At 60.9% G+C, this 22329-nt stretch carries 18 protein-coding genes and 1 pseudogene; 11 read left to right on the forward strand and 8 right to left on the reverse strand.

Annotation, left to right across the window (positions count from 1 at the left end; all coding sequences use genetic code 11):
- A complete protein-coding gene (locus G5149_RS18350; RefSeq protein WP_421213262.1) occupies positions 1-1230 on the reverse strand; it encodes a DEAD/DEAH box helicase in 1230 nt (409 codons plus the stop codon).
- Positions 1231-1374: 144 nt separating this feature from the next.
- Between G5149_RS18350 and G5149_RS18355 the strand changes: the two are divergent.
- Positions 1375-2201: pseudogene (locus G5149_RS18355) on the forward strand (ABC transporter substrate-binding protein).
- Between the two features lie 58 nt (positions 2202-2259).
- Here G5149_RS18355 and tpx read toward each other — a convergent pair.
- Complete coding sequence (gene tpx / locus G5149_RS18360; RefSeq protein ID WP_005341463.1) at positions 2260-2760, reverse strand: thiol peroxidase; 501 nt, start codon at positions 2758-2760, stop codon at positions 2260-2262.
- A 184-nt stretch (positions 2761-2944) separates the two neighbouring features.
- On the opposite strand from tpx, the gene G5149_RS18365 reads away from it, so the two are divergent.
- Positions 2945-5410, forward strand: a complete 2466-nt coding sequence (locus G5149_RS18365; protein ID WP_421213264.1) for a zinc/cadmium/mercury/lead-transporting ATPase — start codon at positions 2945-2947, stop codon at positions 5408-5410.
- Positions 5411-5608: 198 nt separating this feature from the next.
- Here the strand turns inward: G5149_RS18365 and pulA are convergent, their stop codons facing one another.
- The gene (pulA, locus tag G5149_RS18370; RefSeq protein ID WP_421213266.1) at positions 5609-9643 is read right to left on the reverse strand and encodes a pullulanase-type alpha-1,6-glucosidase; all 4035 of its coding nucleotides are present in this window, start codon (positions 9641-9643) and stop codon (positions 5609-5611) included.
- Between the two features lie 262 nt (positions 9644-9905).
- On the opposite strand from pulA, the gene G5149_RS18375 reads away from it, so the two are divergent.
- Positions 9906-10319, forward strand: a complete 414-nt coding sequence (locus G5149_RS18375) for a hypothetical protein (RefSeq protein ID WP_005341466.1) — start codon at positions 9906-9908, stop codon at positions 10317-10319.
- Positions 10320-10491: 172 nt separating this feature from the next.
- Here the strand turns inward: G5149_RS18375 and G5149_RS18380 are convergent, their stop codons facing one another.
- Together G5149_RS18380 and zntB are read right to left on the reverse strand one after the other, a co-directional pair.
- Positions 10492-11004, reverse strand: a complete 513-nt coding sequence (locus G5149_RS18380; RefSeq protein WP_005335914.1) for a mechanosensitive ion channel domain-containing protein — start codon at positions 11002-11004, stop codon at positions 10492-10494.
- Between the two features lie 13 nt (positions 11005-11017).
- The gene (zntB, locus tag G5149_RS18385; RefSeq protein ID WP_421213313.1) at positions 11018-11983 is read right to left on the reverse strand and encodes a zinc transporter ZntB; all 966 of its coding nucleotides are present in this window, start codon (positions 11981-11983) and stop codon (positions 11018-11020) included.
- Positions 11984-12123: 140 nt separating this feature from the next.
- On the opposite strand from zntB, the gene G5149_RS18390 reads away from it, so the two are divergent.
- The 4 genes from G5149_RS18390 to G5149_RS18405 all read left to right on the forward strand — a co-directional run bounded on the left by G5149_RS18390 (position 12124) and on the right by G5149_RS18405 (position 14150).
- Positions 12124-12576 (forward strand): YaiI/YqxD family protein, encoded by a 453-nt coding sequence (locus tag G5149_RS18390; RefSeq protein ID WP_421213268.1) that lies wholly within the window; start codon positions 12124-12126, stop codon positions 12574-12576.
- A 109-nt stretch (positions 12577-12685) separates the two neighbouring features.
- Entirely contained in the window at positions 12686-12955 is a 270-nt protein-coding gene (locus G5149_RS18395) for a PepSY domain-containing protein (RefSeq protein ID WP_005341469.1), read from the forward strand.
- A gap of 44 nt (positions 12956-12999) precedes the next feature.
- Entirely contained in the window at positions 13000-13560 is a 561-nt protein-coding gene (locus tag G5149_RS18400) for a cytochrome b/b6 domain-containing protein (protein ID WP_421213270.1), read from the forward strand.
- Positions 13561-13649: 89 nt separating this feature from the next.
- A complete protein-coding gene (locus G5149_RS18405; RefSeq protein ID WP_041234360.1) occupies positions 13650-14150 on the forward strand; it encodes a metal-dependent hydrolase in 501 nt (166 codons plus the stop codon).
- 64 nt (positions 14151-14214) lie between these two features.
- Here G5149_RS18405 and G5149_RS18410 read toward each other — a convergent pair whose 3' ends face one another.
- A complete protein-coding gene (locus tag G5149_RS18410; protein WP_005341473.1) occupies positions 14215-15420 on the reverse strand; it encodes a NupC/NupG family nucleoside CNT transporter in 1206 nt (401 codons plus the stop codon).
- 542 nt (positions 15421-15962) lie between these two features.
- On the opposite strand from G5149_RS18410, the gene dbpA reads away from it, so the two are divergent.
- Entirely contained in the window at positions 15963-17342 is a 1380-nt protein-coding gene (dbpA, locus tag G5149_RS18415) for an ATP-dependent RNA helicase DbpA (RefSeq protein WP_005335919.1), read from the forward strand.
- A gap of 88 nt (positions 17343-17430) precedes the next feature.
- Positions 17431-17721, forward strand: a complete 291-nt coding sequence (locus tag G5149_RS18420; RefSeq protein WP_216980058.1) for a YkgJ family cysteine cluster protein — start codon at positions 17431-17433, stop codon at positions 17719-17721.
- Here the strand turns inward: G5149_RS18420 and G5149_RS18425 are convergent.
- Positions 17718-18122 (reverse strand): hypothetical protein, encoded by a 405-nt coding sequence (locus G5149_RS18425; RefSeq protein ID WP_421213272.1) that lies wholly within the window; start codon positions 18120-18122, stop codon positions 17718-17720. The two genes, G5149_RS18420 and G5149_RS18425, sit on opposite strands and share 4 nt — an antisense overlap.
- A 268-nt stretch (positions 18123-18390) precedes the next feature.
- Between G5149_RS18425 and G5149_RS18430 the strand changes: the two genes are divergently transcribed.
- Positions 18391-19785, forward strand: a complete 1395-nt coding sequence (locus G5149_RS18430; protein WP_421213274.1) for a PepSY-associated TM helix domain-containing protein — start codon at positions 18391-18393, stop codon at positions 19783-19785.
- Positions 19786-19860: 75 nt separating this feature from the next.
- On the opposite strand, the gene G5149_RS18435 is transcribed toward G5149_RS18430, so the two are convergent.
- A complete protein-coding gene (locus tag G5149_RS18435; RefSeq protein WP_005363134.1) occupies positions 19861-20766 on the reverse strand; it encodes a 1,4-dihydroxy-2-naphthoate polyprenyltransferase in 906 nt (301 codons plus the stop codon).
- A 208-nt stretch (positions 20767-20974) separates the two neighbouring features.
- On the opposite strand from G5149_RS18435, the gene G5149_RS18440 reads away from it, so the two are divergent.
- Positions 20975-22297 carry an isochorismate synthase gene (locus G5149_RS18440; protein ID WP_421213275.1) on the forward strand — a complete coding sequence of 441 codons (1323 nt, stop codon included), beginning with the start codon at positions 20975-20977 and terminating at the stop codon, positions 22295-22297.
- Positions 22298-22329 lie beyond the last annotated feature (32 nt).

A 22329-nucleotide genomic window follows, 5' to 3' on the forward strand; every position in this document is an offset into this window, starting at 1 on the left:
TCAACTACGCGGCGTCTTGCCTTTGAACTGCTTGACGCTGCGTTTGGCCTGGGTACGGCGATTGGCCTGCTTGTCACGAGGGGGGCGTTTGCCCTCCCCGCTGGCAGGCTGGTCGGTGACCGGGAATCCCGCCAGATCGCCCAACGGCAGCTCGCGGCCGGTCAGGGTGCGGATAGCTTGCAGCATGTTACTCTCGCCATGGCAGACCAGCGAAATGGCCAACCCATCGCGGCCAGCCCGGGCGGTACGACCGAGGCGGTGTACATAGACAGGGGCGCTGGCGGGCAAGTCCAGATTGATCACCACCGGCAGCGCCTCCACATGGATGCCGCGCGCCATCAGGTCGGTGGCCACCAGCACCCGAATTTTGCCCTCTTTGAAATCGCCGAGCGCCTGCTCGCGCACCGCCTGCTCCTTCTCGCCATGAAGGGCGGCCACCGCAATGCCCGCCTTTGCCAGCTTTCTGGCAACCCCGTCGGCATCATCCCGCACACTGATAAAGACCAGCACCTGCGGCCACGCCTGCTCCTTGAGCAAGCTGATAAGCGCCGGTACCTTGCTGCTCTTGTTGACCAGATAGAGCCGCTCTTCGATCTCGTTCACCACGCTGTTGAGGGGGTTGGCCTCGATACGGGTTGGCTCGCGCAGCAGGCCGTTGGCCAGCGCCTCCAGCTCGGCAGGCAAGGTGGCGGAGAAGAGCAGGGTCTGGCGATCCGCCGGAATAAAGCCGAGCAGCGCCTTGATGTCGGGAGCAAAGCCCATCTCCAGCAAGCGATCCGCTTCATCCAGCACCAGCAGTTGCAAACCATCCAGCCCCAACAGTTGCTGGGTCAGCAGATCCCGCAGCCGCCCCGGCGTCGCCACCAGCAGCTGTGGCCCCAGCGCTAGCTCGGCCTGTTGCCGCTCCTGCGCAACGCCACCACACAACGTCACGATGCGCAACCCCAGCGCCTCGGCGCCCTCTTTTAGCGCGGCAGTGACCTGAATCGCCAGCTCGCGGGTTGGCACCAGCACCAGACCCTGCACCTGGCTGGAGGCAGGATCCAGCCGTTGCAGCAGCGGCAAGCCAAACGCCAGCGTCTTGCCGCTGCCGGTCTGGGCCAGCGCCAGCAGATCCTGCCCCGCCAGCGCCGCCGGAATGGCCAGCTGCTGGATGCGGGTCGGCGTCTGCAAGGTGGCGGGCAAAGAGGCAAGCAGAGCGGGATGGAGGGCAAGTTCGCTAAAGGTCATGGCGCTACGTCAACAAAGAAGTGGGAGGCGAAGTCTAGTGAGCGGGGGCCGAGAAGTAAAACCCTATCCATGATGGCCTGGCCGAGGGGCGCTGGCGACGGTCTGACTACACTTTAGCTGACCCATCACCAAGAGAGACACGTCATGACCAGACACATCCCCCTTCTGCTGCTCGTGGTCACCCTGCTCGGCAGCGCGACTCTCGGCCTGTCGCAGACTCCGGAAAACGACGCCCCCCCGAGCCGTCTAAACCTGTGCGCATCCTCAATGCCCACCTTGGCGAGCTGCCTGGGCTGATCAATGCCGACAAGACAGGCCCCTTTGTCGACCTGGTGCACGCCATCGATGATCTCTACCCCGATGTGACCATCAAGATCACCATCTACCCCATCGCCCGTGCCATGGCTGGGGTGATCTCCGGCAAGGCTGATCTGGGGCTGCCCGCCATCCGCAACCTCAAGGATATCGATATGCTGGCTTATCGCTTCAGCACCCGCAGTTTTGGCAAGGTTGCCCATGTGATTTACAGCAATACCGCCTATCCGGTCACCACAGATATGGCCTACGGCATAGTGCCCACCAAACGGGATCTGCTGATCGAGGCCGTTCCCGACTATATGCCCTTCCCGGTGCAGCGATCGATGAGTATCGAACAGTCACTGCGCAAGCTATCTCGGGGTCGTATCGACGCCTTTGTCTGGGCGCAAGAAGAGGCCGACCTGATGCTGAAACATCTGGGGCTGACCAATGTTCGCCGGGAATTCTTCGGTGATTTCGAAGATGTCTTCATCATCCAGAAGGGGGAGGCGGGTGACGAGATGGACGAATTTCTCCGCAACGCCATCGACCAGCTGGCAGCCAGCGGCAAACTGGCCGAGATCTACGAGAAGATCCACCGCCCCTATGTGGAGTGGCAACCCTCCCCAACCGCCAAGGCTGAACCGGCGACCACCCCGCCAGCTACGCCCTGAACGGACAATTCCCGCATAAAAAATCCCGCCGAAGCGGGATTTTTTATGGCTTGCAGCCTTATAGCACGGCCAGCGCAGCAGCGTAGTTCGGCTCGTCGGCCACTTCGGCGACCAGCTCGCTATGCAGCACCTTGTTGTCACCATCCAGCACCACGATGGCGCGAGCGGTCAGACCGACCAGCGGACCAGAAGAGAAAGCAACGCCATAATCTTCCATGAAGGCCGCACCGCGCAGGGTGGAGAGGGTCACTACCTTGTCCAGACCTTCGGCGCCGCAGAAGCGGGACTGGGCGAACGGCAGATCGGCGGAGATGCACAGCACGACTGTGTTCTCCAGCGCGCTGGCCTGCTCGTTGAACTTGCGCACAGAGGTCGCGCAGGTTGGGGTATCGACGCTCGGGAAGATGTTCAGGATTTTGCGCTGACCGGCAAAGCTTGCCAGGGTCACGTCGGAGAGATCCTTGGCCACCAGAGAGAAGGGCTTGGCTTGCTCACCGGCGACCGGGAAGTGACCAGCGACGGAAACCGGGTTGCCTTGCAGAGTGACTGAGTTGCTCATGTGTTATGTCCTTTATTGGTGTAGTAAAAATCCGGGTGATCAGTATAGGGGCGGCGGGACCAGACAAACACCCGCGAAGACAAGGGATATAAAGGGGTTGACCTTGGACTTAACACCAAGGTTTAGACTTCCCCTCAGTAATCAGGGATCTCGCAGGGGCGGGATCCATCAAGAGGGACTCATCATGAGCAAATCCTGCTGCAATCATCAGCATGTCGCCCCCATCAAGGCCGTCAGCAAGGCGACCACCGGCCAGAGTGAACATCACCACGATAGCCACTGCTGCGACAACACCACTCCCGTCAGTGGCTGCTCAACCCCGACGCCTAATGAGCACCCATCCCGTGACGGTAATGGATCACCCGGGGATGAAGAGCCTCCCCGAGGAAGTTGCCACACTCAAACGTGCTGCAGCGCCCCCTTATCGCCGGCTCACGATCATGAGCATGAAGATGAATATCAGCACGATATGCCACCAGCCGACCCGCTGGTGGCGCCAGAACAAAGCAACAGTCGCCACAGCTGGCAGGTGCTGGGGATGGATTGCCCCAGCTGCGCCCGCAAGATAGAGACAGCCGTCAGCCGGGTGAGCGGCGTGCAGCAGGCACGCGTGCTGTTTGCCACCGAGAAGCTGGTGGTGGATCTGGCCCCAGGCCTCTCCCCCGACCCCGTCACCGCCGCTGTGCTGGCCGCCGGTTTCCAGCTCAAGGGGGAAAGTGCTGGCAAGCAGGCAGCTGGCCGCGAGCAAGCGTCACAACCGACCCTGCTAGGCAACCTGTTCGGCAAGGAGCCCAGTCACTTTTTGGGCAAATATTGGCAGCCCCTGTCACTGGCCGGCCTGATGCTGGTCGCCGCCCTGCTGCCGAAAGAGCTCGGTCAGCCACTCTTTACCCTGGCGACCCTCTGGGGGCTGTGGCCTATCTCCCGCAAGGCGTGGGCGCTGACCAAAAGCGGCTCCCCCTTCGCCATCGAGACCTTAATGACGGTGGCCGCCGTGGGGGCCCTGTTTCTCGGCGAGACCGCCGAAGCGGCCATGGTGCTGCTGCTCTTTATGCTGGGTGAACATCTGGAGGCCTACGCCGCCGGACGCGCCCGTGCCGGGGTCACAGCCCTGATGGCGCTGGTGCCTGACAAGGCGCTGCGGATCCGTACCACTGCCGAGGGCGAGGTGCGGGAAGAGGTAGCTGCCGATGAGCTGCATCCCGGCGATATCATCGAAATCGCCCCGGGTGCCCGTCTACCTGCCGACGCCCGCCTGCTCGATGAGCTCGGTGCGTTTGACGAAAGCGCCCTGACCGGTGAATCCATCCCGGTGGAACGCCGTCAGGGTGACAAGGTGCCTGCCGGCAGTCTGGCGGCCGATCGGGTGCTACGCCTTGAGGTGGTGTCCGAGCCCGGCAATAATGCCATCGACCGCATTCTCCACCTCATCGAGGAAGCGGAGAGCCAGCGCGCCCCCATCGAGCGCTTTATCGACCGCTTCAGCCGCTGGTATACCCCGGCCATGATGCTGGTCGCCCTGCTGGTGGTGCTGGTGCCACCCCTTGCCTTCGGCCAGAGCTGGGACGAGTGGATCTATCGCGGGCTGGCGTTGCTGCTGATCGGTTGCCCCTGCGCACTGGTCATCTCCACCCCGGCAGCGGTTACCTCGGCGCTGGCCGCCGCCACCCGTCAGGGGGCGCTAATCAAGGGCGGGGCCGCACTGGAGCGATTGGCCCATATCGACACCGTCGCCTTTGACAAGACCGGCACCCTGACTCTGGGCAAGCCGCAACTGACCGAGCTGGTGAGCCTCAATGGCCAACCGGAGGCCGAGTTGCTGGCACTGGCGGCTGCCATCGAGCAGGGCTCCCACCACCCGCTGGCCCGCGCCGTGGTCGCCGCCGCCAACGAGCAGGGGCTGACTCTGGCCGACGCCCGCGACCTTCGCGCCCTGCCGGGCATGGGGGTTGAAGGACGCATCAACGGTGAACTGTGGCAACTTCTGGCACCGAGCCGAGTGGCGACCCTGAATGTGGAACAGCAAACCCGGATTGCTTCGCTGGAGCGGCAGGGCAAGACCGTTGTGGTGCTCTGCCAGAGCGTCGGCGACCAGGCTCTGCCGGCCGCCCTGCTGGCCCTGCGCGACCAGATCCGGCCGGAAGCTGCTGCGGCACTGCAAGAGCTCAACCAGCTCGGTCTGCAGAGCATCATGCTGACCGGCGACAACCCCCGCGCCGCCGAGGCCATCGCCGGTGAGCTCGGCATGGGCTGGCGTGCCGGCCTGCTGCCGGAGGGCAAGGTCGATGAGATCGCCAAGCTCGGTCTGACGCAAAAGGTCGCAATGATCGGCGACGGCATCAACGACGCACCGGCCATGAAGCGGGCCAGCATCGGCATCGCCATGGGGGGCGGCACCGACGTGGCGCTGGAGACCGCCGATGCGGCGCTGACCCACAACCAGCTCGGCGGGGTCGCAGCCATGATCCGGCTCTCCCGCGCGGCACTGGCCAACATCCACCAGAACATAGCGCTGGCGCTGGGGCTCAAAGCCATCTTCCTGGTCACCAGCCTGCTCGGCATCACCGGCCTGTGGATTGCGGTGCTGGCCGATACCGGCGCCACCGCGCTGGTGACTGCCAACGCCTTGCGTCTGCTACGCAAGCGCTAATCCCGCACAGCCAGACATCATGAAATAACCAATGCCGCCCCATCCGGGCGGCTTTGGTTTCAGCCGGTTACGGAAAAGAAAAAGCGCGCCTGCCGGCCGGCAGTCGCGCTTTGCTTACTCTCTCGGAGTTATCCCACCCTTGGCAAGGTGGAATTCAACCCGGGGACGCCGAGCCATCCCCCGGACTCAATGGGTTGCTTACTTGGCACTGCACTCCTGAATGACGGCAGTACCTGCCTTGACGCCAGCCGGGTCAACCTTCACCAACACACTCCACAGCCCTTGCGGCAATGTGATGCTGTTGTTGGCACTGCCGGCCTCGGAGAAGGCGAACGGGTAGCCCGTCTCCGCCTTCAGCGCACCGCCACCGTTGAGCAGGTACTCCTTGCTCCAGTCCTCGTTGGCGACCTTGAACTCGGTGCTGCCTGTGTAGTTGAAGGCTGCCTGATAGATGGCGAGATCGCCGTCCATCCCCTTGTAGCTCAACTGGTACTGGGGCTGAGCGGCCCAGCCGGAGAGCTCACCCTTGACGAACAGGTTGTAGCCGAGCGGATTGCCCGCCACCGTGTCCAGTACCTTGCAGCTCTGCACCGGCTCGGTGAAGCTGACGCTCAGGGTGGGCTTGTCCTTGTTCATGGCGGTAAACACGAACTTGTAGCTGCCCGCCTTGGCCAGATCGAGCCCGATGTTGCCGGTATCCCCACCCTTGCAAAGGGTCAGCGGAGTGCCGACCACCAGCTTGTCACCGGCGTTGCAGCTGCCGTAGTTGACCGGCCCCCAGCTGGCATCTGCAATCTTCACCTCGGTTGAGCCCAGCTTGTCAGCCTGTACTTCCGTGGTGAATTCATACATGAAGTTGCTACTGAAGGTCATCTGGTTGGTCTCACCCCATTCACCGAGGAACCCCTTCAGATAAACGGCGGTGTTGCCAAACGGTGGCAGCGTGCTCAGGTCGGTCTTCTTGCTGACCGGCAAACCTATGCCCTGTGCGCCAGACTGCGGCTTGACGAACACGGCAGCAGACCAGGCCCCCAGCGTCAGCTGGCCGTTGTCATAGGCGGCGCCGCTAGCGATGCTGCCGACTGCGCGATGCTTGCTGCTGAGCACCATACCGCTCAGATCGATCGGCTGATCGTTGCCGTCACGGAAGTCGCCGATGCTCTGGCTCTGGTTGCTGGCGTTGATCATCACGACCAGACCATCGATGGCCGGATCCAGATCTGCCCCGGCACTGACGCCATCATCCACCGTCATGACGATAAGGCCGGGCACCTGATCCGGGCCAGTATTGCGAAAATCGACCCGCTTGATCACCTCGGCGCCGCTGCCCAGACGCAGCAGGCGGGAGGAGTTGCGCAGCTCCGCCAGCTCCTGATAGAAGCTCACCATCTGCGCCATCTCGGCCGAGCCCGGCTTGGCATGCTTGCCGAGCACCTGCTCAATCAGTGGATAGTTGTCGCCATCCTTGTCCTTGCGCGGCAACCCCTTGTCGAAGTTGTTGTCGCCCAGGGTGTAGTCGACCTTGTTGTACCAGTCGCCCGAGTCATAACTGTCCCGCTCCATGGATTTGGAACGCAGCAGCTCGACACCGGCGTGGGTGAAGGGAATGCCCTGACCCAGCATGGCGGTCGCCAGCGATACTCCCTGCATCCGTACCAGATCGGCTCCGGCAGGTGCCTTGTAGATCAGGTTGTCGAACAGGGTCTGGTTGTCGTGCTTGTCGACATAGTTCTGCACTTCCACCGGATCCTGGGCATAACCGGCAGGCTGACCGTTGTAGTCAATCTCGGCGCCTTTCTTCGGCATGCCATCCTTGTCGGTCAGCACGAACTCCTTGAGGTTGCCCGCCATGCCGAGCCGCACCAGATCGGACTGGTGCAAGGCCGTCGCCAGATCCACCTTGCTCATTTCGTTAGGATCGACGAAGGCACCGTTGCCAAAGCCCTGGGTCTTGCGAATGGTATCGCCACCGTCGAACGGACTGCCGCCGCGCACCGCATCGCGCAAGCGGTCGGAGAAGGAGCCGATACCGGTACCACCCAGATGCTTCTGGGTAGCCTGCACGAAGCGCTTGTCATCCTGCACTTCGCCGAAGTTCCACCCCTCGCCGTAGAAGTACATCTCGGGATTGACCTTCTTCACCGCGGCCAGCGCCTGCACCATCTGATCTTTCGGATGGTGGCCCATCAGGTCGAAGCGGAAGGCGTCGATCTTGTAGTCGCGCGCCCAGGTGACCAGGGAGTCATCCATCAGCTTGGCAAACATGGCGTGTTCCGGCGCCGTGTTGGAGCAGCAGGTGGAGTTCTCCACCGAGCCGGTCTCCGGATTGAGGCGCTGATAGTACCAGGGCACTATCTTGTCGAGCACCGATTTGGGGCCGAGCCCGGATTCGTTGGTGTGGTTGTAGACCACGTCCATCACCACGTTCATACCGATGTTCTGCTTGATGGCCTTGACCATCTCGCGGAACTCCAGAATACGTTGGGTGCCCTCGGCGTTGGTAGCGTAGGAGCCTTCCGGCGTGGTGTAGTGGTAGGGATCATAACCCCAGTTGAAGGAGTCTACGCCGCGCAGATAGCCGTACAGCTCCTGCACCACAGGGTCCTCCTTGCTGTCGCTGGCTTGCAGCTCACCGAGCACGGCTTCAATGGTCTCGCCACCACCACAGTGGCTGGCAAACCGGGAGTTCTTGACCTCGGGATTGACCTCGCACAGCTTGCTGAAGTCATCGCCGATGTTGGCCACCTTGGCCGGATCCTCGTTGACGGTGGCGATGTCGAACACCGGCAGCAGGTGCAGGTGGCTGACGCCGCTCTTGGCCAGGGATTTCAGGTGGGTGACGGGCACGCTGTCGCTGTCGGTCAGCCCGAGGAACTTGCCACGGTGCTCCACCGGGGTGGAATCATCGTTGCCGGTCAGATCGCGGACATGGGCTTCATAGATGGTGATGTCGGCGGGATTCTGCTGGCTGTGGGGCGCCTTGAGGCTGTCCCACCCTTCCGGTTTCAGGGCCGGATCGTCGAGATCCACCACCTGACTGAACTCGGAGTTCATCGCGAGGCTGAGCGAATAGGGGTCGGTCACCTCGTAGTGCTCGACCTTGCGGCTCAGCGGATGGTAGACCTCCATGTCGTAGCGGTAGAACTGGCCGATCAGCTCGCTTCCCCCTTCGTAACTCCAGCTACCGCTGGCGCTGTCGAAGGTCATGGCCACCTCGCCACTCTTCTGGTGGCTGGCGTTGTAGAGGGCCAACTTGACCGACTTGGCGGTCGGCGCCCAGAGACGGAAGGTCACCCGGTTACCCTCCACCACGGCGCCATAGCTGAGCTTGGTCGCCTCTGGGGCATAGAGCGCATCAAGGGCACCAGCACTTTGCACCAGGGTCGCCCCCTGCAGGATACCGTCGGCATCGGTGCCGATAGCCACCAGTTCACCCTTGAGCAGGGTCTTGAGGTCCTTGCCGGCGGGCAGGGCGAAGGCAGCCGCATCCTTGAGGTGCGGATATTTGGCCTGCTGCTCGGCAGTCAGGCTGGTCGCGGTCAGGCTGATATAGGGGAAATCGAACACCCCATCGGCATTGGCCTTGATGGTGCCCGAGTCGGTGTAATAAAGGCGCACGTGAGGCTTGTCCTTGCCCCCTTGCCAGATCAGGGTATTACCATCGATCAGATGGGCACTGGCCCCCGCCACGCCGAAGGCCGCGGTAAAGGCTTCGGCACGGCTGCCAAACAGATCCTTCTTGCCCGCGACGATGGCCACGGTGCGATCCGGGTGCTCACTGAAGATCACCTTCATATCGCTGCCGGTCAGGTTGGCCAGATCGCCGTTGCGAGCGATAAAGTTGATGCACCCTTCCACCTTGCTGAGCGGTACGACCCAGGCCGGACCAAAGTTGTCGGCAGTGGCAGGTGTCTTGCTCTTGTCATCCCACCCGCTGTTCAGGCCGCTATCTGCCGTTGCATTGCAGGCATCGTTATTCCAAAGATGCAGGCTGTGGCTGTCAAACGGTGTCTTGGCACTCTTGGCTGCCGCCTGGGTGTCCACCAGCGCAATGACTACCTCGTTGGGGCCTGCTTGCAGCAGCTCCTTTGGGGGATCCATTTTGGGCAGTCGAGCGACAGGTCCGTCAGAAGGTTCAGGTGTAGAAGTAGATGTGCTGTTGCCATTACAGCCAGACAAAAGCGCGAGCAGTGAGGCTGTTACCAGCGCCACTTTGGTCTTTTTCATATCCATATTTTTATAATTCCCGCTGTAGTTAGTCTCGATAGTCGAGCACCCGGTCATTGCCAGGCGGTGCCATATTAATCAGCGGCAATCGATTCAAATGTGAGCGACAGGGCAAAAAAACCATCCAGTTTCAACAAGATAACGTTTTCAGACTGAAACTTCGATCCGGCTCACAGACCTCGCGGCCATTTGGCCTCATATCTGGAAAGCGGCAGTCACGGGGTCAGAAAAGCAATGTCTGATCAAGTGGATAGACAAGGAGTAAACAATGAAACGGATTGAAGAGCAGGCAAGACGACTCGATCAGGAGTATCAGGCAATCGGTCAGCTGTTCGACCAGTTCTGCCAGCAGGCTGGCGCCCTGGCCGAGCAGTATCACTTCTTCAACTGGCCCGATTATGAAGACTCCCCCCCGCTGAGCCGCGCCTTCACTCTGCTGGGGGAGCCCCGCCAGTTGCGGCTGCGCTGTCAACCCGGTGAGCGCTCTGCCCTCAATGGTTTGATCCAGGTGGTCTCAGAGGATGGCACTATTGATGCCAGCCTCGGGTTTCGCGCCGATGGTCAGCTGCTGCTGGAGTCCGGCAAGCTGCTGGACAACCCGCCCGGACTGCTGCTCAAGTTGCTGCTCGGGGCAATCTGGCAACACAAGCCACAGGCAGATGTTGCACAACAGGAGATCTAGCAGCAGAGCCAACTGTTGACCCGTTCTGGCTATTGTGGCCGCAGCAAGCATCTACAATAGCCTGTTCCTGTCGAAGTAAGGTTCAACGGATGGGCGTCTTCGCGACGTACCGTCGGCACCTGCCACACAGCAAAAAGGCTCCAGAGGAGCCTTTTCTTATTCCGGTTACTTTCTATTCCGGCTGCAGCGGTTCCACCACCTTGCCCTCCAGCTTTCTGACCGGCTTTTGCAGGATCAGGTTGGCCGGATAGGTGACCAGATCGCCGTTGTCATCACGCACCCGCACATAGAAGAGGCCAATCTCGGTGATGACGCCGGTGACCGAATCATCCTTGTCGAGGATGCGGATCCGGTCGCCAATCTTGTAGGGGAAAGCGAAGAAGATGGTGATGCTGGCGGTGATGTTGGAGAGGATCGACCACTGGGCCACCATGGCGACCCCCAGTACCGCAAAGAAGGAGGACGCGAGCACCACCAATCGGGAGAAATCGAGCCCCCACACTCCGGCCAGCACCAGCAAGGTAGCGCAGCCGAGCAGGAAGTGGAACACATGGGCCACGTAGAGCACCCGGTTCTCGCTCACCTGCCGACTCTGACCGAGCGCCAGCAGACTCTTGTGAATAAGCCGCCGAATAAGGGTATGACCCAGCAACAGCAGCAGGGTCAGACCAATTGATTGCCACATGGGTTATGCCTCCTTACCACCAGCGCCGATGCTTGAGCCAGATAGCCAGCCCGCTGGCCAGCGCCACCAGCGAACCACAGAAGACCCAGAAGGCGGTCGGATTCTCGGCCCCGGGAATACCGCCGAGGTTGATGCCAAACAGACCGGTCAGGAAGCTGGCAGGCAAAAAGAGCAGCGCCATCACCGACATCTGGTAGGCGCGGCGGTTGGTCGCCTCCGCCATCAGATTGTTTATCTCGTCGGCCAGCACGGCGGTACGCGCGACCCCGGCATCCAGATCGTCCAGCCAACGCCGCAGCCGGTCGGCGATATCGAGCAGACGCCGCCGGTCATCTTCATCCAGCCAGCTGATCTTCTCGTTGGCGAGCCGCGCCACCAGATCCCGCTGTGGCGAGAGGTAGCGGCGGATCATGATGAGCTGCTTGCGGATCAACGCCAGCCGACCATTGGCGGGCAGGTCGCGCATCAGCACCATCTCCTCCAGATCGAGGATCTTGTCGTGCAGCTCCTCGACAAACTCCCCCGCCCGATCGGTCAGGGCATCGCAAATCTCCACCAGCCAGTCGGCCGGGGTATCGGCGCCACCACCCAGCTTGAGCTGGTTGAAGACATCCTGCTCGGAGAGCAGCGGACGACGACGGCTGCTGATTATGAGATCCGGGGTGATGAAGATACGCAGCGCCACCATCTCTTCGGGCCTGTGATCCTTGTTGTGGTTGATGCCACGCAGGATCAGCAGCACCGTCTCCCCCATCCGCACCAGCTTGGGACGATTGCTCTGGCCGAGCAGCGACTCCCTTGCCGCCTCGCTGAGCAAGGGGGTCTGTAACAGCCAGCGCGCCGAATCGGGATTGCCGTAATCCAGATGCAGCCAGCCGGGATGCGCCGCCGGAACTTCGCTTCCCGCCGTCAGCGGCGCCATGCCACCCTTGCCATCCAGGGTCAGGGCATAAATCACTTCACCAGGCACCCGATCCATCTCGTCTCCTTCTCGTTTCATGTGCTGGCCCCAGCTTACACGAAAGGCGGGGCCGACTCAGCCCCGCGCCGGGAAGGGGAGGCCTGTGTTAAGATGCCCGCTCTCGTTTTCTATCCGCTTTCACTACAGGAAACCATGCCATGCCCATCTGGGTTGATGCCGATGCTTGCCCCATTCCGGTCAAGGAGATCCTCTACCGCGCCGCCCACCGCGCCAAGGTCGTTACCACCCTGGTGGCCAATCAGGGATTGCGGGTGCCCCCCTCGCCTTTCATCAAAACCCAGCAGGTGGAGAAGGGATTCGATGTGGCAGATCATGTCATCGCCCAGCAGGTTCAGCCTGGCGATCTGGTGATCACCGGTGACATCCCCCTCGCCTCCTGGGTGATCGATGCCGGCGGCGAGGCGCTCAACCCCCGTGGCGAGATCTACACCCGCGAGACCATCAAGGCGCGGCTCGGCATGCGCAACTTTATGGAAGAGCTGCGTTCAGCCGGCGTGCAGACCGGCGGCCCGGCCCCCTTCAATGCCGCCGACAAACAGCGTTTTGCCAACGCCCTCGACAAGTGGCTGGTCAAAGGCAAGCTTGAATAAGCCTCTCCCCGGCGCAAGCTGGGGAAAATCTCTTATCCCTCTTAACGCTCTCTTAAGTCTTGCCGCCTAACCTTGTCGCTGTTGCAACATCAACCGCAAGGAGCAAGCAATGAAACTGACCCCCCTGTTGTTACTGATCCCCCTTTTGAGCGGCGCAGCCCTGGCTGATCCCCAATGCACCCAGACCGACCAAAGCAAGTGGCTGAGCGAGGCCGACGCCCAGCAGCAGATCAAGGCGATGGGCTACGACATCAAAAAGTTCAAGGTCACCAAAACCAACTGCTACGAGATCTACGGCTGGGACAAGGAGAAGCGCAAGGTCGAGATCTACTTCGACCCGACCGATCTGAAGAAAGTAAAAGAAGAGATCGACGAATAACGCAGTGACGGGCCGCTCTGGTGGCCCCTCCATGGAGTCTTGCCATGACAACCTCATCTGAAGTGAAAGTGTGGGATCCCCTCATCCGGGTGTTCCACTGGGCGACCGTCACCCTCTGCCTGCTCAATTTCTTCGTACTGGAAGAGGGAAGCAAGCCCCACAAATATGCCGGCTACGCAGTAGGAGTCCTGCTCATCATCCGCCTGCTGTGGGGGATTGTCGGTTCCCATTACGCTCGCTTCGGCCAGTGGTGGCCGACACCGGCTCGGGTCCGCCACTACCTTCTCCAGCTGGCCCGTGGGCACCACCCCTACTACCTCGGCCACAACCCGCTCGGAGCACTGATGATCTGGCTGCTGCTACTCTCACTGATTGGCACAGTCATCACTGGCTGGCTCACCACCTGGGATGCCTTCTGGGGTGAAAATTGGCTGGAGGAACTGCACGGTATCATTGCCAACACCCTGATGGTCGCTGTTGGCATCCATGCAACCGTGGTGATCCTGACCGACCGCCTCACTCGCAGCGACCTGCTGCGTGCCATGATAGTGGGCAAAAAACGGGTGCCTGCCGACGCCAGAGTGGAAGACGCGCGCAACGATTGAGCGGGTCGACCCGCCAGCCCCGCTTTTTTGCTGCAACGGGCTGCAACACTGGTAAGATGCGCCGCCATCTTATCTACGCCGTAATCATCATGACCGCCCAAGGGCACCTGCTCTTCTCCGTTACCTGCACCCTGATCGCCCACAAACTGCAGCTCACTCCGGCCCTGGCCGATGCCAGCTTGTGGCAAACCATCCCTGCCGCGCTGGCCAGCGCCCTGTTGCCCGACCTCGACCACCCCAAATCTGTGCTGGGGCAGCGACTGCCGTGGATCTCGAAACCTCTGTCGCGGCTGTTCGGCCATCGCGGTTTCACCCACAGTCTGCTGGCGGTCGCCGCCGCCGTCTGGGGGCTGAACCAGAGCCTGCCGCCGGACACCTTGCCCATGGGGGTCAAGGATGCCCTGATCGTCGGCTACCTCAGCCATCTGCTGGGGGACTGGCTCACCCCGGCGGGCATTCCGCTCTTCTGGCCCATCAAGCGCCGTTACCGCCTGCCGGGCTGGCCGCTGCGCAGTGGCGGCGCCATCGAAACCGGCTTTTGCACCCTCACCCTGCTGGTTGCCGGCTGGTGGTGCGGCTGGCGCCTGTAAGCCAGAAATAAAAAAGCCCCTGACGAGGTCAGGGGCTCAAACCGTGGCAGATGCCACTAGAGGATCAGATCATGATGCCTGCGATAACAGCAGAGAGCAGGCTGACCAGAGTTGAACCGTAGACCAGCTTCAGACCGAAGCGCGAAACCATGTTGCCTTTCTCTTCGTTCAGCGCTTTTACTGCACCGGCGATGATGCCGATGGAGCTGAAGTTGGCGAAAGAGACCATGAAGATGGAGAGGATGCCGACGGTACGCGGGGAGAGCTCGGCAGCAATCTTGCCCAGATCCATCATGGCCACGAACTCGTTGGTCACCAGCTTGGTCGCCATGATGGAACCCGCTTGCAGCGCTTCACCACTCGGAATACCCAGGATCCAGGCGATTGGATAGAAGAGGTAGCCCATGACGTACTGGAAGTTGACACCAAACGCCAGCTCGAACAGGTAGTTGACCAGGGCAATCAGGGCGATAAAGCCCACCAGCATGGCCGCCACGATAACGGCCACGGAAAAACCGGCCATGATGTACTCGCCCAGCATCTCGAAGAAGTTCTCTCTCTTCGGCGTATGGTGCTCGTCGCCCTCGGCCAGCGCCTTGGCATCGGTCACGGTATTGTCCGGCTCGTAGGGGTTGATCAGCGACAGCACGACAAAGGTGCTGAACATGTTGAGCACCAGCGCAGCCACCACGTAACGCGGCTCGATCAGCTGCATGTAGGCACCGACGATGGACATGGAGACGGTGGACATGGCCGTTGCCGCCAGGGTGTACATCTGCTTCTCGTTCAGGTGCGGCAGGATCTTCTTGAGCGCGATGAAGTTCTCGGATTGACCGACGATCATCGAGCTGATGGCGTTGAAGGACTCCAGCTTGCCCATGCCGTTGATCTTGGCCAGCACGGTGCCGATACCGCGGATAACCAGCGGCAGCAGGCGGATATACTGCAGAATACCGATTAGTACGGAGATGAAGACAATGGGCATCAACACCATCAGGAAGAAGGTAAATGAACCTTCATTCATCATGCCGCCAAATACGAAGTCGGTTCCCTGCTTGGCAAACTCCATCAGCTTGGTGAAGCCAGCGGCAAAGCCACCTACTACAGCCAGACCCACTTCCGAGTTCAACATGAACCAGGCCAGCGCCAGTTCGACCACCAGCAGTTGGCCGATATAACGCAGCTTGATCTGTCTCCAGTTGTGGCGGTTAGCCAGCAGAGAAAGAGCGAGGACCATAACCAGTCCGAGCACAAAGTGAACGTATTCCATACCTGTAGCACCTGAGTGAATTGTAATTTTCGACCGGCGCCATCATAGACATTTGCACATTTAAAAATCAGAGAGTCATCACAATCCCGTGTAATAATATGCATGCAGGATAATACAAACGTTTTTAAATTAATTACGCAACAACCTGATATTAATCGCACAACTTTGACGACGACAAATTCATTAAAAAACATGATATTACACAATTAAAATGGCATTTTTACGGCCCTCCAAAATATCTCGACATCATTTTCGCAACATTATATTTAATGCCGCACTCGCCAATTGAATATTTTTCAATCATTATATTTAAACAACAGAAATAGCAAACGTTTATCCTCAATAAATAATTACATGCATGTTTGAATAATTACCCCGATATCCTTTCACATATTGCTCACAACCAATCTGGCAACAAATGACCCCATATGTTCCCCCACCGCTGACCGTTCAAAAATCCGCCACATCCGGTGTCACATTCTGGTATGATGCGCAGCCTTAGCGCTCGCGCATCCCCGTTTTCTCCGAAATAGAGTCCTTTTGTGAATAACAGCGAATTTAGCAGCCTCAATCTCTCCCCCGCCCTGCAAGAGAACCTCACCAGCCTGGGTTACCTGCAAATGACCCCGATCCAGGCCCAGAGCCTGCCCCTGGTACTCGATGGCAAAGACCTGATCGCCAAGGCAAAAACCGGCAGCGGCAAGACCGCCGCCTTCGGTCTCGGCCTGCTGGCCAAGCTCAACGTCAACCGCCTCGAAGTGCAGGCACTGGTACTCTGCCCGACCCGAGAACTGGCGGATCAAGTGGCTCAGGAGATCCGTCGTCTGGCGCGCGCCCTGCCCAACGTCAAGCTGGTCACCCTGTGCGGCGGCACCCCGACCGCACCGCAGTCCGCCACCCTGAGCTTTGGTGCCCACATTGCCGTCGGCACCCCGGGTCGTATTCTCAAGCATCTGGAGCAAGGCACGCTGGAGCTATCCGGCCTCAAGACGCTGGTGCTGGATGAAGCGGATCGCATGCTGGACATGGGCTTTGGCGAAGATATCAACCGGGTCATCAGCTATGCCCCCCAGCAGCGTCAGACCCTGCTCTTCTCCGCGACCTATCCGGAAGGGATCGCCCAGATGAGCCGCGGCGTGCAGCGCAATCCGGTCGAGGTGAGCGTGGAGTCCCTGCACGAGGGGAGCGCCATCGAACAGAAGCTCTACGAAGTGCCTGCCGGCCAGCGCCTCGACGCCCTCACCTGGTTGCTGAGCCACTACCAGCCAAGCTCCTGCGTGGTGTTCTGCAACACCAAGCGCGCCTGTAACGACGTGGCCGACCATCTGGCTGCCAAGGGCTTCTCGGCGCTGGCGCTGAACGGCGATCTGGAACAGCGCGAGCGGGATCAGGTGCTGGTGCGCTTTGCCAACGGCAGCGCCACCATTCTGGTGGCCACCGATGTGGCGGCCCGCGGCCTCGACATCAAGGAGCTGGGCGCCGTCATCAACTACGAGCTGACCTATGATCCGGAAGTGCACGTGCATCGCATCGGCCGTACCGGCCGTGCCGGCCAGCAGGGTCTGGCCCTGAGCCTCTATCAGCCGAACGAGGCCCAGCGCGTCAACTTTATCGAAGAGTACCAGCAGGCTCCGATGCCGCTGGGTGATCTCGACAGCATAGGCCGCGACATCAAGCCGATCGCCCCGCAGATGGTGACCCTCTCCATCGATGCAGGCCGCAAGACCAAGGTGCGGGCCGGTGACATTCTGGGTGCCCTGACCGGTGAAGGCGGCATTGCCGGCGCCGACGTGGGCAAGATCCAGATCTCCGAGCAGTACTCCTACGTCGCGGTGAAGCGCAGCGTGGCGAGCGCCGCCCTTAAGCGGTTGCAGGAAGGCAAGATCAAGGGTCGCAGCTACCGCGCCCGCAAACTGGGCTAAGGTTTTTGCAAGCCTTTAGCCAGACCACAGGCGCCTGACAGGCGCCTGTTTCATATCTCCGATGCCGCCATGCGGCAAGACAGGCCCCATGACCCAAGCAATCCAGACCGATGTGAGCTGCCAGAACTGCGAAGCCTGCTGCTGCCGCCTCGAAGTGATGCTCTTTACCGATACTGGCGTGCCGGACCGTTATGTACTGGAACGGGAAGGCGAGATACCGGTCATGCGCCGGCTGGACGATGGCTGGTGCGCCGCCCTCGACCGCAACACCATGATGTGCCGTATCTACGAGGTACGGCCGTTGATCTGCCGTGAATTCGAGATGGGGGAACCCGACTGCATCGACGAGCGGGACAAGTGGTTTATCAATCTCGGTTAAATTGAGCGGCTCACTGCGCAGAGCGATAGCTCCTGCTCCAGCCAGCGAATGGCAGCCCCCTCCTGCTCGAAGTAACATACCGCCCGAAAGGGCAATCCCTTGAAGATGTTATCCGCCAGATAGCGCTTGAAGCCCCCCACCAGGACCACCGCCAGAAACTGGCAGCCACTCTCGGCACACCAGCCAAACTGGCGACGAAAACGGGCCAGCACCTCGGGCCCGGCCGCTTCAAACTCGGTCGCGACCTCGACAATCCCCCAAGGGCCATCCATCAATCCGGCCAGTTCGTGACGAAAGCGCGCCTCATAGGCCATGGCACCAGCCAGATTGAAGGGGCCACTCGGGCGGCAGATCAGCATCTGGCCCCTGCGCTCCATGTCAAATTGCCCATGTGGCTGCATGACTGCTCCCATTCCGTTACCACCACCATCGCCTGCAAATTGTTACCACAAGGTAATAATTTATAAGGAAAAGTCCAGCAGCAAACAGGCTTTTCCCAAAGCGTGCTCATCCTATCCGGCAAACCGTTGGCACCTCATGTTACCGACATCCCGCACCGAACCGATCTCAAGATGTGTGATTGCAGTTAACGAAACGTTACTGCTATTATCCGCGCCGCCACAAACATTCCACCTGCCGAAAGGTTTGGCACCCCAACAAGGATGTGCAATGAAAAACAGGGACTCGAGTCATTACCAACGGATCTGGCGCTGGCACTTCTACGCCGGTCTCTTTGTCGCCCCTTTCCTGATCCTGCTGTCACTGACCGGGATCGTCTATCTGTTCAAACCCCAGCTCGACAACCTGATGTACCCAGAGCTGATGAAGGCCACCCCCGCCAGCCAGACACTGAGTGCCGACCAGCTGCTGGCCAAGGCGATGATGACCATGCCCGATGCCAGCCTGCGTAAATACCTGCCGCCTGTCGCACCCGATCAGAGCGCTCAGTTCATCGTCAATCGGGGTGAACAGGAGCTGACCCTGTTTATGGATCCCGCCAGCGGTGCCCTGCTCGGCACCATGGATAACAAGTGGAATCTGCAAGCGGTGGCTCGCTCCCTGCACGCCGACCTGCTGCTCGGCACCACCGGAGATAGGCTGATCGAGCTGGCTGCCGGCTGGGGGCTGGTGTTGCTGCTGAGCGGACTCTATCTCTGGTGGCCGCGCAAGGGGCCTGGCGTGGGCGGTATTCTCTGGCCCAGAGTGAGCCAGCGTGGCCGCCTCTGGTGGCGGGATCTGCACGCTGTTATCGGCTTCTGGGGCGCCGGTTTCCTGCTGCTGTTGTTGCTGAGCGGCATGACCTGGACCGGCTTCTGGGGCGATCAGTTTGCCGCGGTCTGGAACCGCTTCCCCGCCGCTATGTGGAACGAGGTACCCAAATCGGCACCGCTGGCTCGCAGCCTGAATCAGGCCCATGAGCAGACGGTTCCCTGGGCGGTGGAGAACACCCCCATGCCCAGCTCGCAGCCGGTTGATGAGGGGCACGATCACGGTGCCATGAACCACGGCGAGCACGAGGGAGTGGTGATGGCAAGCCAGCGCATTGCGCTGCAACGGGTGGTCGAGATCGCCCATGAGCGGGGAGTCCAACCGGGTTACAGCATCACCCCGCCGGTCGGCGACAACGGCGTCTACACCATCGCCCTGTTTGCCGACGATCCGCGCAACGACGCCACCCTGCATATCGATCAATACAGCGGCAAGGTGTTGGCCGATGTGCGCTGGCAGGATTACGGCCTGGTCGCCAAGACAGTGGAGAGCGGCGTCATGCTGCACATGGGCAAGCTCTACGGCTGGCCCCACCAGCTCGCCATGCTGCTCATCTGCCTGATGGTGCTGGCCAGCGCTGTGAGTGGTCTGTGGATCTGGTGGTGCCGCCGTCCGCAGGGCCGTCTCGCCGCGCCGCCACTACCCGCCAAATTGCCGCCGATGCGCGGTGCCATCGCCCTGCTGATCCTGCTGGGGATCGCCTTTCCGCTGGTGGGCGCCTCCATGGGCGCCATCTGGCTGCTGGATACCCTGATTTTCTCCCGCCGCCCCCTCAGGGTGGCGCGCGCCAGCTAAACCGGCCAAAACCCAAAAGGGCTCCCATCTCGGGAGCCCTTTTTATTGTTCGCCTTGGCGAGCTGCGACCAGCTGTCAGGAGAGCGCTAACCCGATGGAGAGCAGCAGGCTGAACAGAAACGCGCTGATGGCGGTCTTCTTGAGGGAACCGGTCAGCACCTCGCCATCGTAGCTTTCGCGAAGAGTCTTGGCCGCATCGCTGAGAGGCTTCATGGCGGGCAGGAAGATCCATGGCCAGAAACTGGCGGGCTGGATCAGGATAAAGGCGATGGTCGCCAGCAGCGCTGCCCCCAGCAGTACCCAGTGATAGGCGATGGCGCGATTGCGGCCAAGGCGCACCGCCAGGGTGATCTTGCCACTAGCGGCGTCGGTCTCAATGTCGCGCACATTGTTGATATTGAGCACGGCGGTGGCCAGCAGGCCACAGGCGGTGGCAGGCAATAGCAGATCCCACTCCAGCGTCTTGGTGAAGAGGTAGTAGGAGCCGAGCACCCCGAGCAGGCCGAAGAAGAGGAACACAGAGATATCGCCAAACCCGCGATAGCCGTAAGGGGTCTTGCCGACCGTGTAGGTCACCGCCGCGACAATGGCCGCACCACCCAGCACCACAAATGCCAAAATCTGCAGCCACTGACCGCCGAAGGCACAGCCCAGCAGCAGCAGGCCACTGGCCACCGCCGCCAGCGCAGTCAGCCCCATCGCCACGCACATCTGCTTTTTGGTGATAAGACCGGAGACCACCGCCCGCTGCGGGCCGATCCGCTCGCCGTTGTCGGCGCCGGAGACCGCATCGCCGTAATCGTTGGCCAGATTGGAGAGGATCTGCAGCAGGATGGCGGTCAGCAGAGAGAGCGCCATGATGGTGCCATCGAAGGCACCACGACTGGCAGCCAGCCCCGAGCCCAGCAGGATGGAAGAGCAGGCGAGCGGCAATGTTCGCAAACGCGCCGCCAGCAACCAAACAGAGAAGGTATTTGTCATTTTGTGATGGCCAAACAATCGGATATTGATCGTGTTAAGGGTTATCGAACCGGATTTGGGTATACTTGGCCCCGGAGAGTGAAGCTCCCGCGGGCGATTTACATGGACGAATGGGCAGATAATATATAGGAAATCATCGCCCTTTGGCATAAACCTACGGCATCCAGCTACCGGATCGCTCGTTACTACCCGGCTCAGACAAGAATCCATGTTGGCTCAGACCCATATCAAGCAACAACTGGACGCCCTGCGTCACAGCAACGTCAGCGGCTTCGTACGGTTGCGAGTGGCGATCGAAATCCGCTCCTTTCTGGGCTGGCTCGCGGCGCAAACCCTCTATCCCCGCATCTACTGGCAGGCCCGTGGAGAGGCTCGTCCCGAGTATGTCGCGCTAGGCGCCATCCATGAACTGACCGAACCGCACGCCATCAAGCAGGTGTGCACTAACACAGCCAACCAGCATCATGACGACAGCCCTCGCTACTATGGTGGACTGGCGTTCGATCCGGCCCAGTCCGGCTGGCAAGGGTTTGGCCCCTGCCGTTTCGTGCTGCCCCGCATCGAGCTGGTGCGCCGTGGTGAGTGCGTCAGTCTCTGCCTCAACCTCTGGCTGGATGAAAACAATCTCGAGGCCGAACTGCAGGCGGCCGAAGCCGCCCTCGATGCCCTGCGCCCGGAAGCCCCGCTGCCCGCCCTGCAAAAGCAGCCCTGGCAGCGACAGGATTGCCCCGGCCCCGCCCAGTGGCAGACGCTGGTGGAGCGCGTCACCGCCTCCGATTTTCAGGCCCACACTCCCAAGGTGGTGCTGTCGCGGGAGAGCGTGCTGACCAGTCCGAACCATGATGCGGATATCAATCCCTGGGCCATGCTCGACCAGTGGGCCCGCCACGCCCAGGACTGCTTCCACTTCGGTTTTCAATTCTCCCCCGAGCAGGCCTTTATCGCCTGCTCTCCCGAGCGGCTCTACCGCCGGGAAGATCGCCACCTCTTTACCGAGGCGCTGGCGGGCACCATTCGCCGCTCCGGCGATGAAGAGGTGGATGCCCAACTGGCCGCCGAGCTGCTGGCCGACAGCAAGAACCGGCTGGAGAACCGGCTGGTACATGCCGACATCCTGAGCCGTCTGGCGCCACTGACCCACGATGCCACCCTGACCGAGCCACGCATTCTCAAACTGCGGCTGCTGCAGCATCTCAAGTGCGATATCGAAGCCGAGCTCAAGCCCGGGGTCTGCGACTGGCAGTTGCTCGACGCCCTCCACCCGACGCCGGCGGTGGGCGGCGCTCCGCGCGAGGCAGCGCTCACCTTTATTCGCGAGTTCGAACCCTACGATCGGGGCTGGTACGCCGGTGCCTGCGGCATGCTGAGTCGGGAGACTTCCGAGTTCTCGGTCGCCATTCGCAGCGCCCGCATTCAGCCGGGCAGCGTCACCCTGTTTGCCGGTGCCGGCATTGTCGCCGGTTCCGAGCCTGTCGCCGAGTGGGCCGAACTCGACAACAAGATCGCCAATGTGCTCTCCCTGCTGGGATAGTCATTCACCCTTTTCACGCTACGAGAGCCCCT

The organism is Aeromonas sp. 600479 (assembly GCF_049175515.1).
Taxonomy (GTDB): Bacteria; Pseudomonadota; Gammaproteobacteria; order Enterobacterales; family Aeromonadaceae; genus Aeromonas; species Aeromonas veronii_A.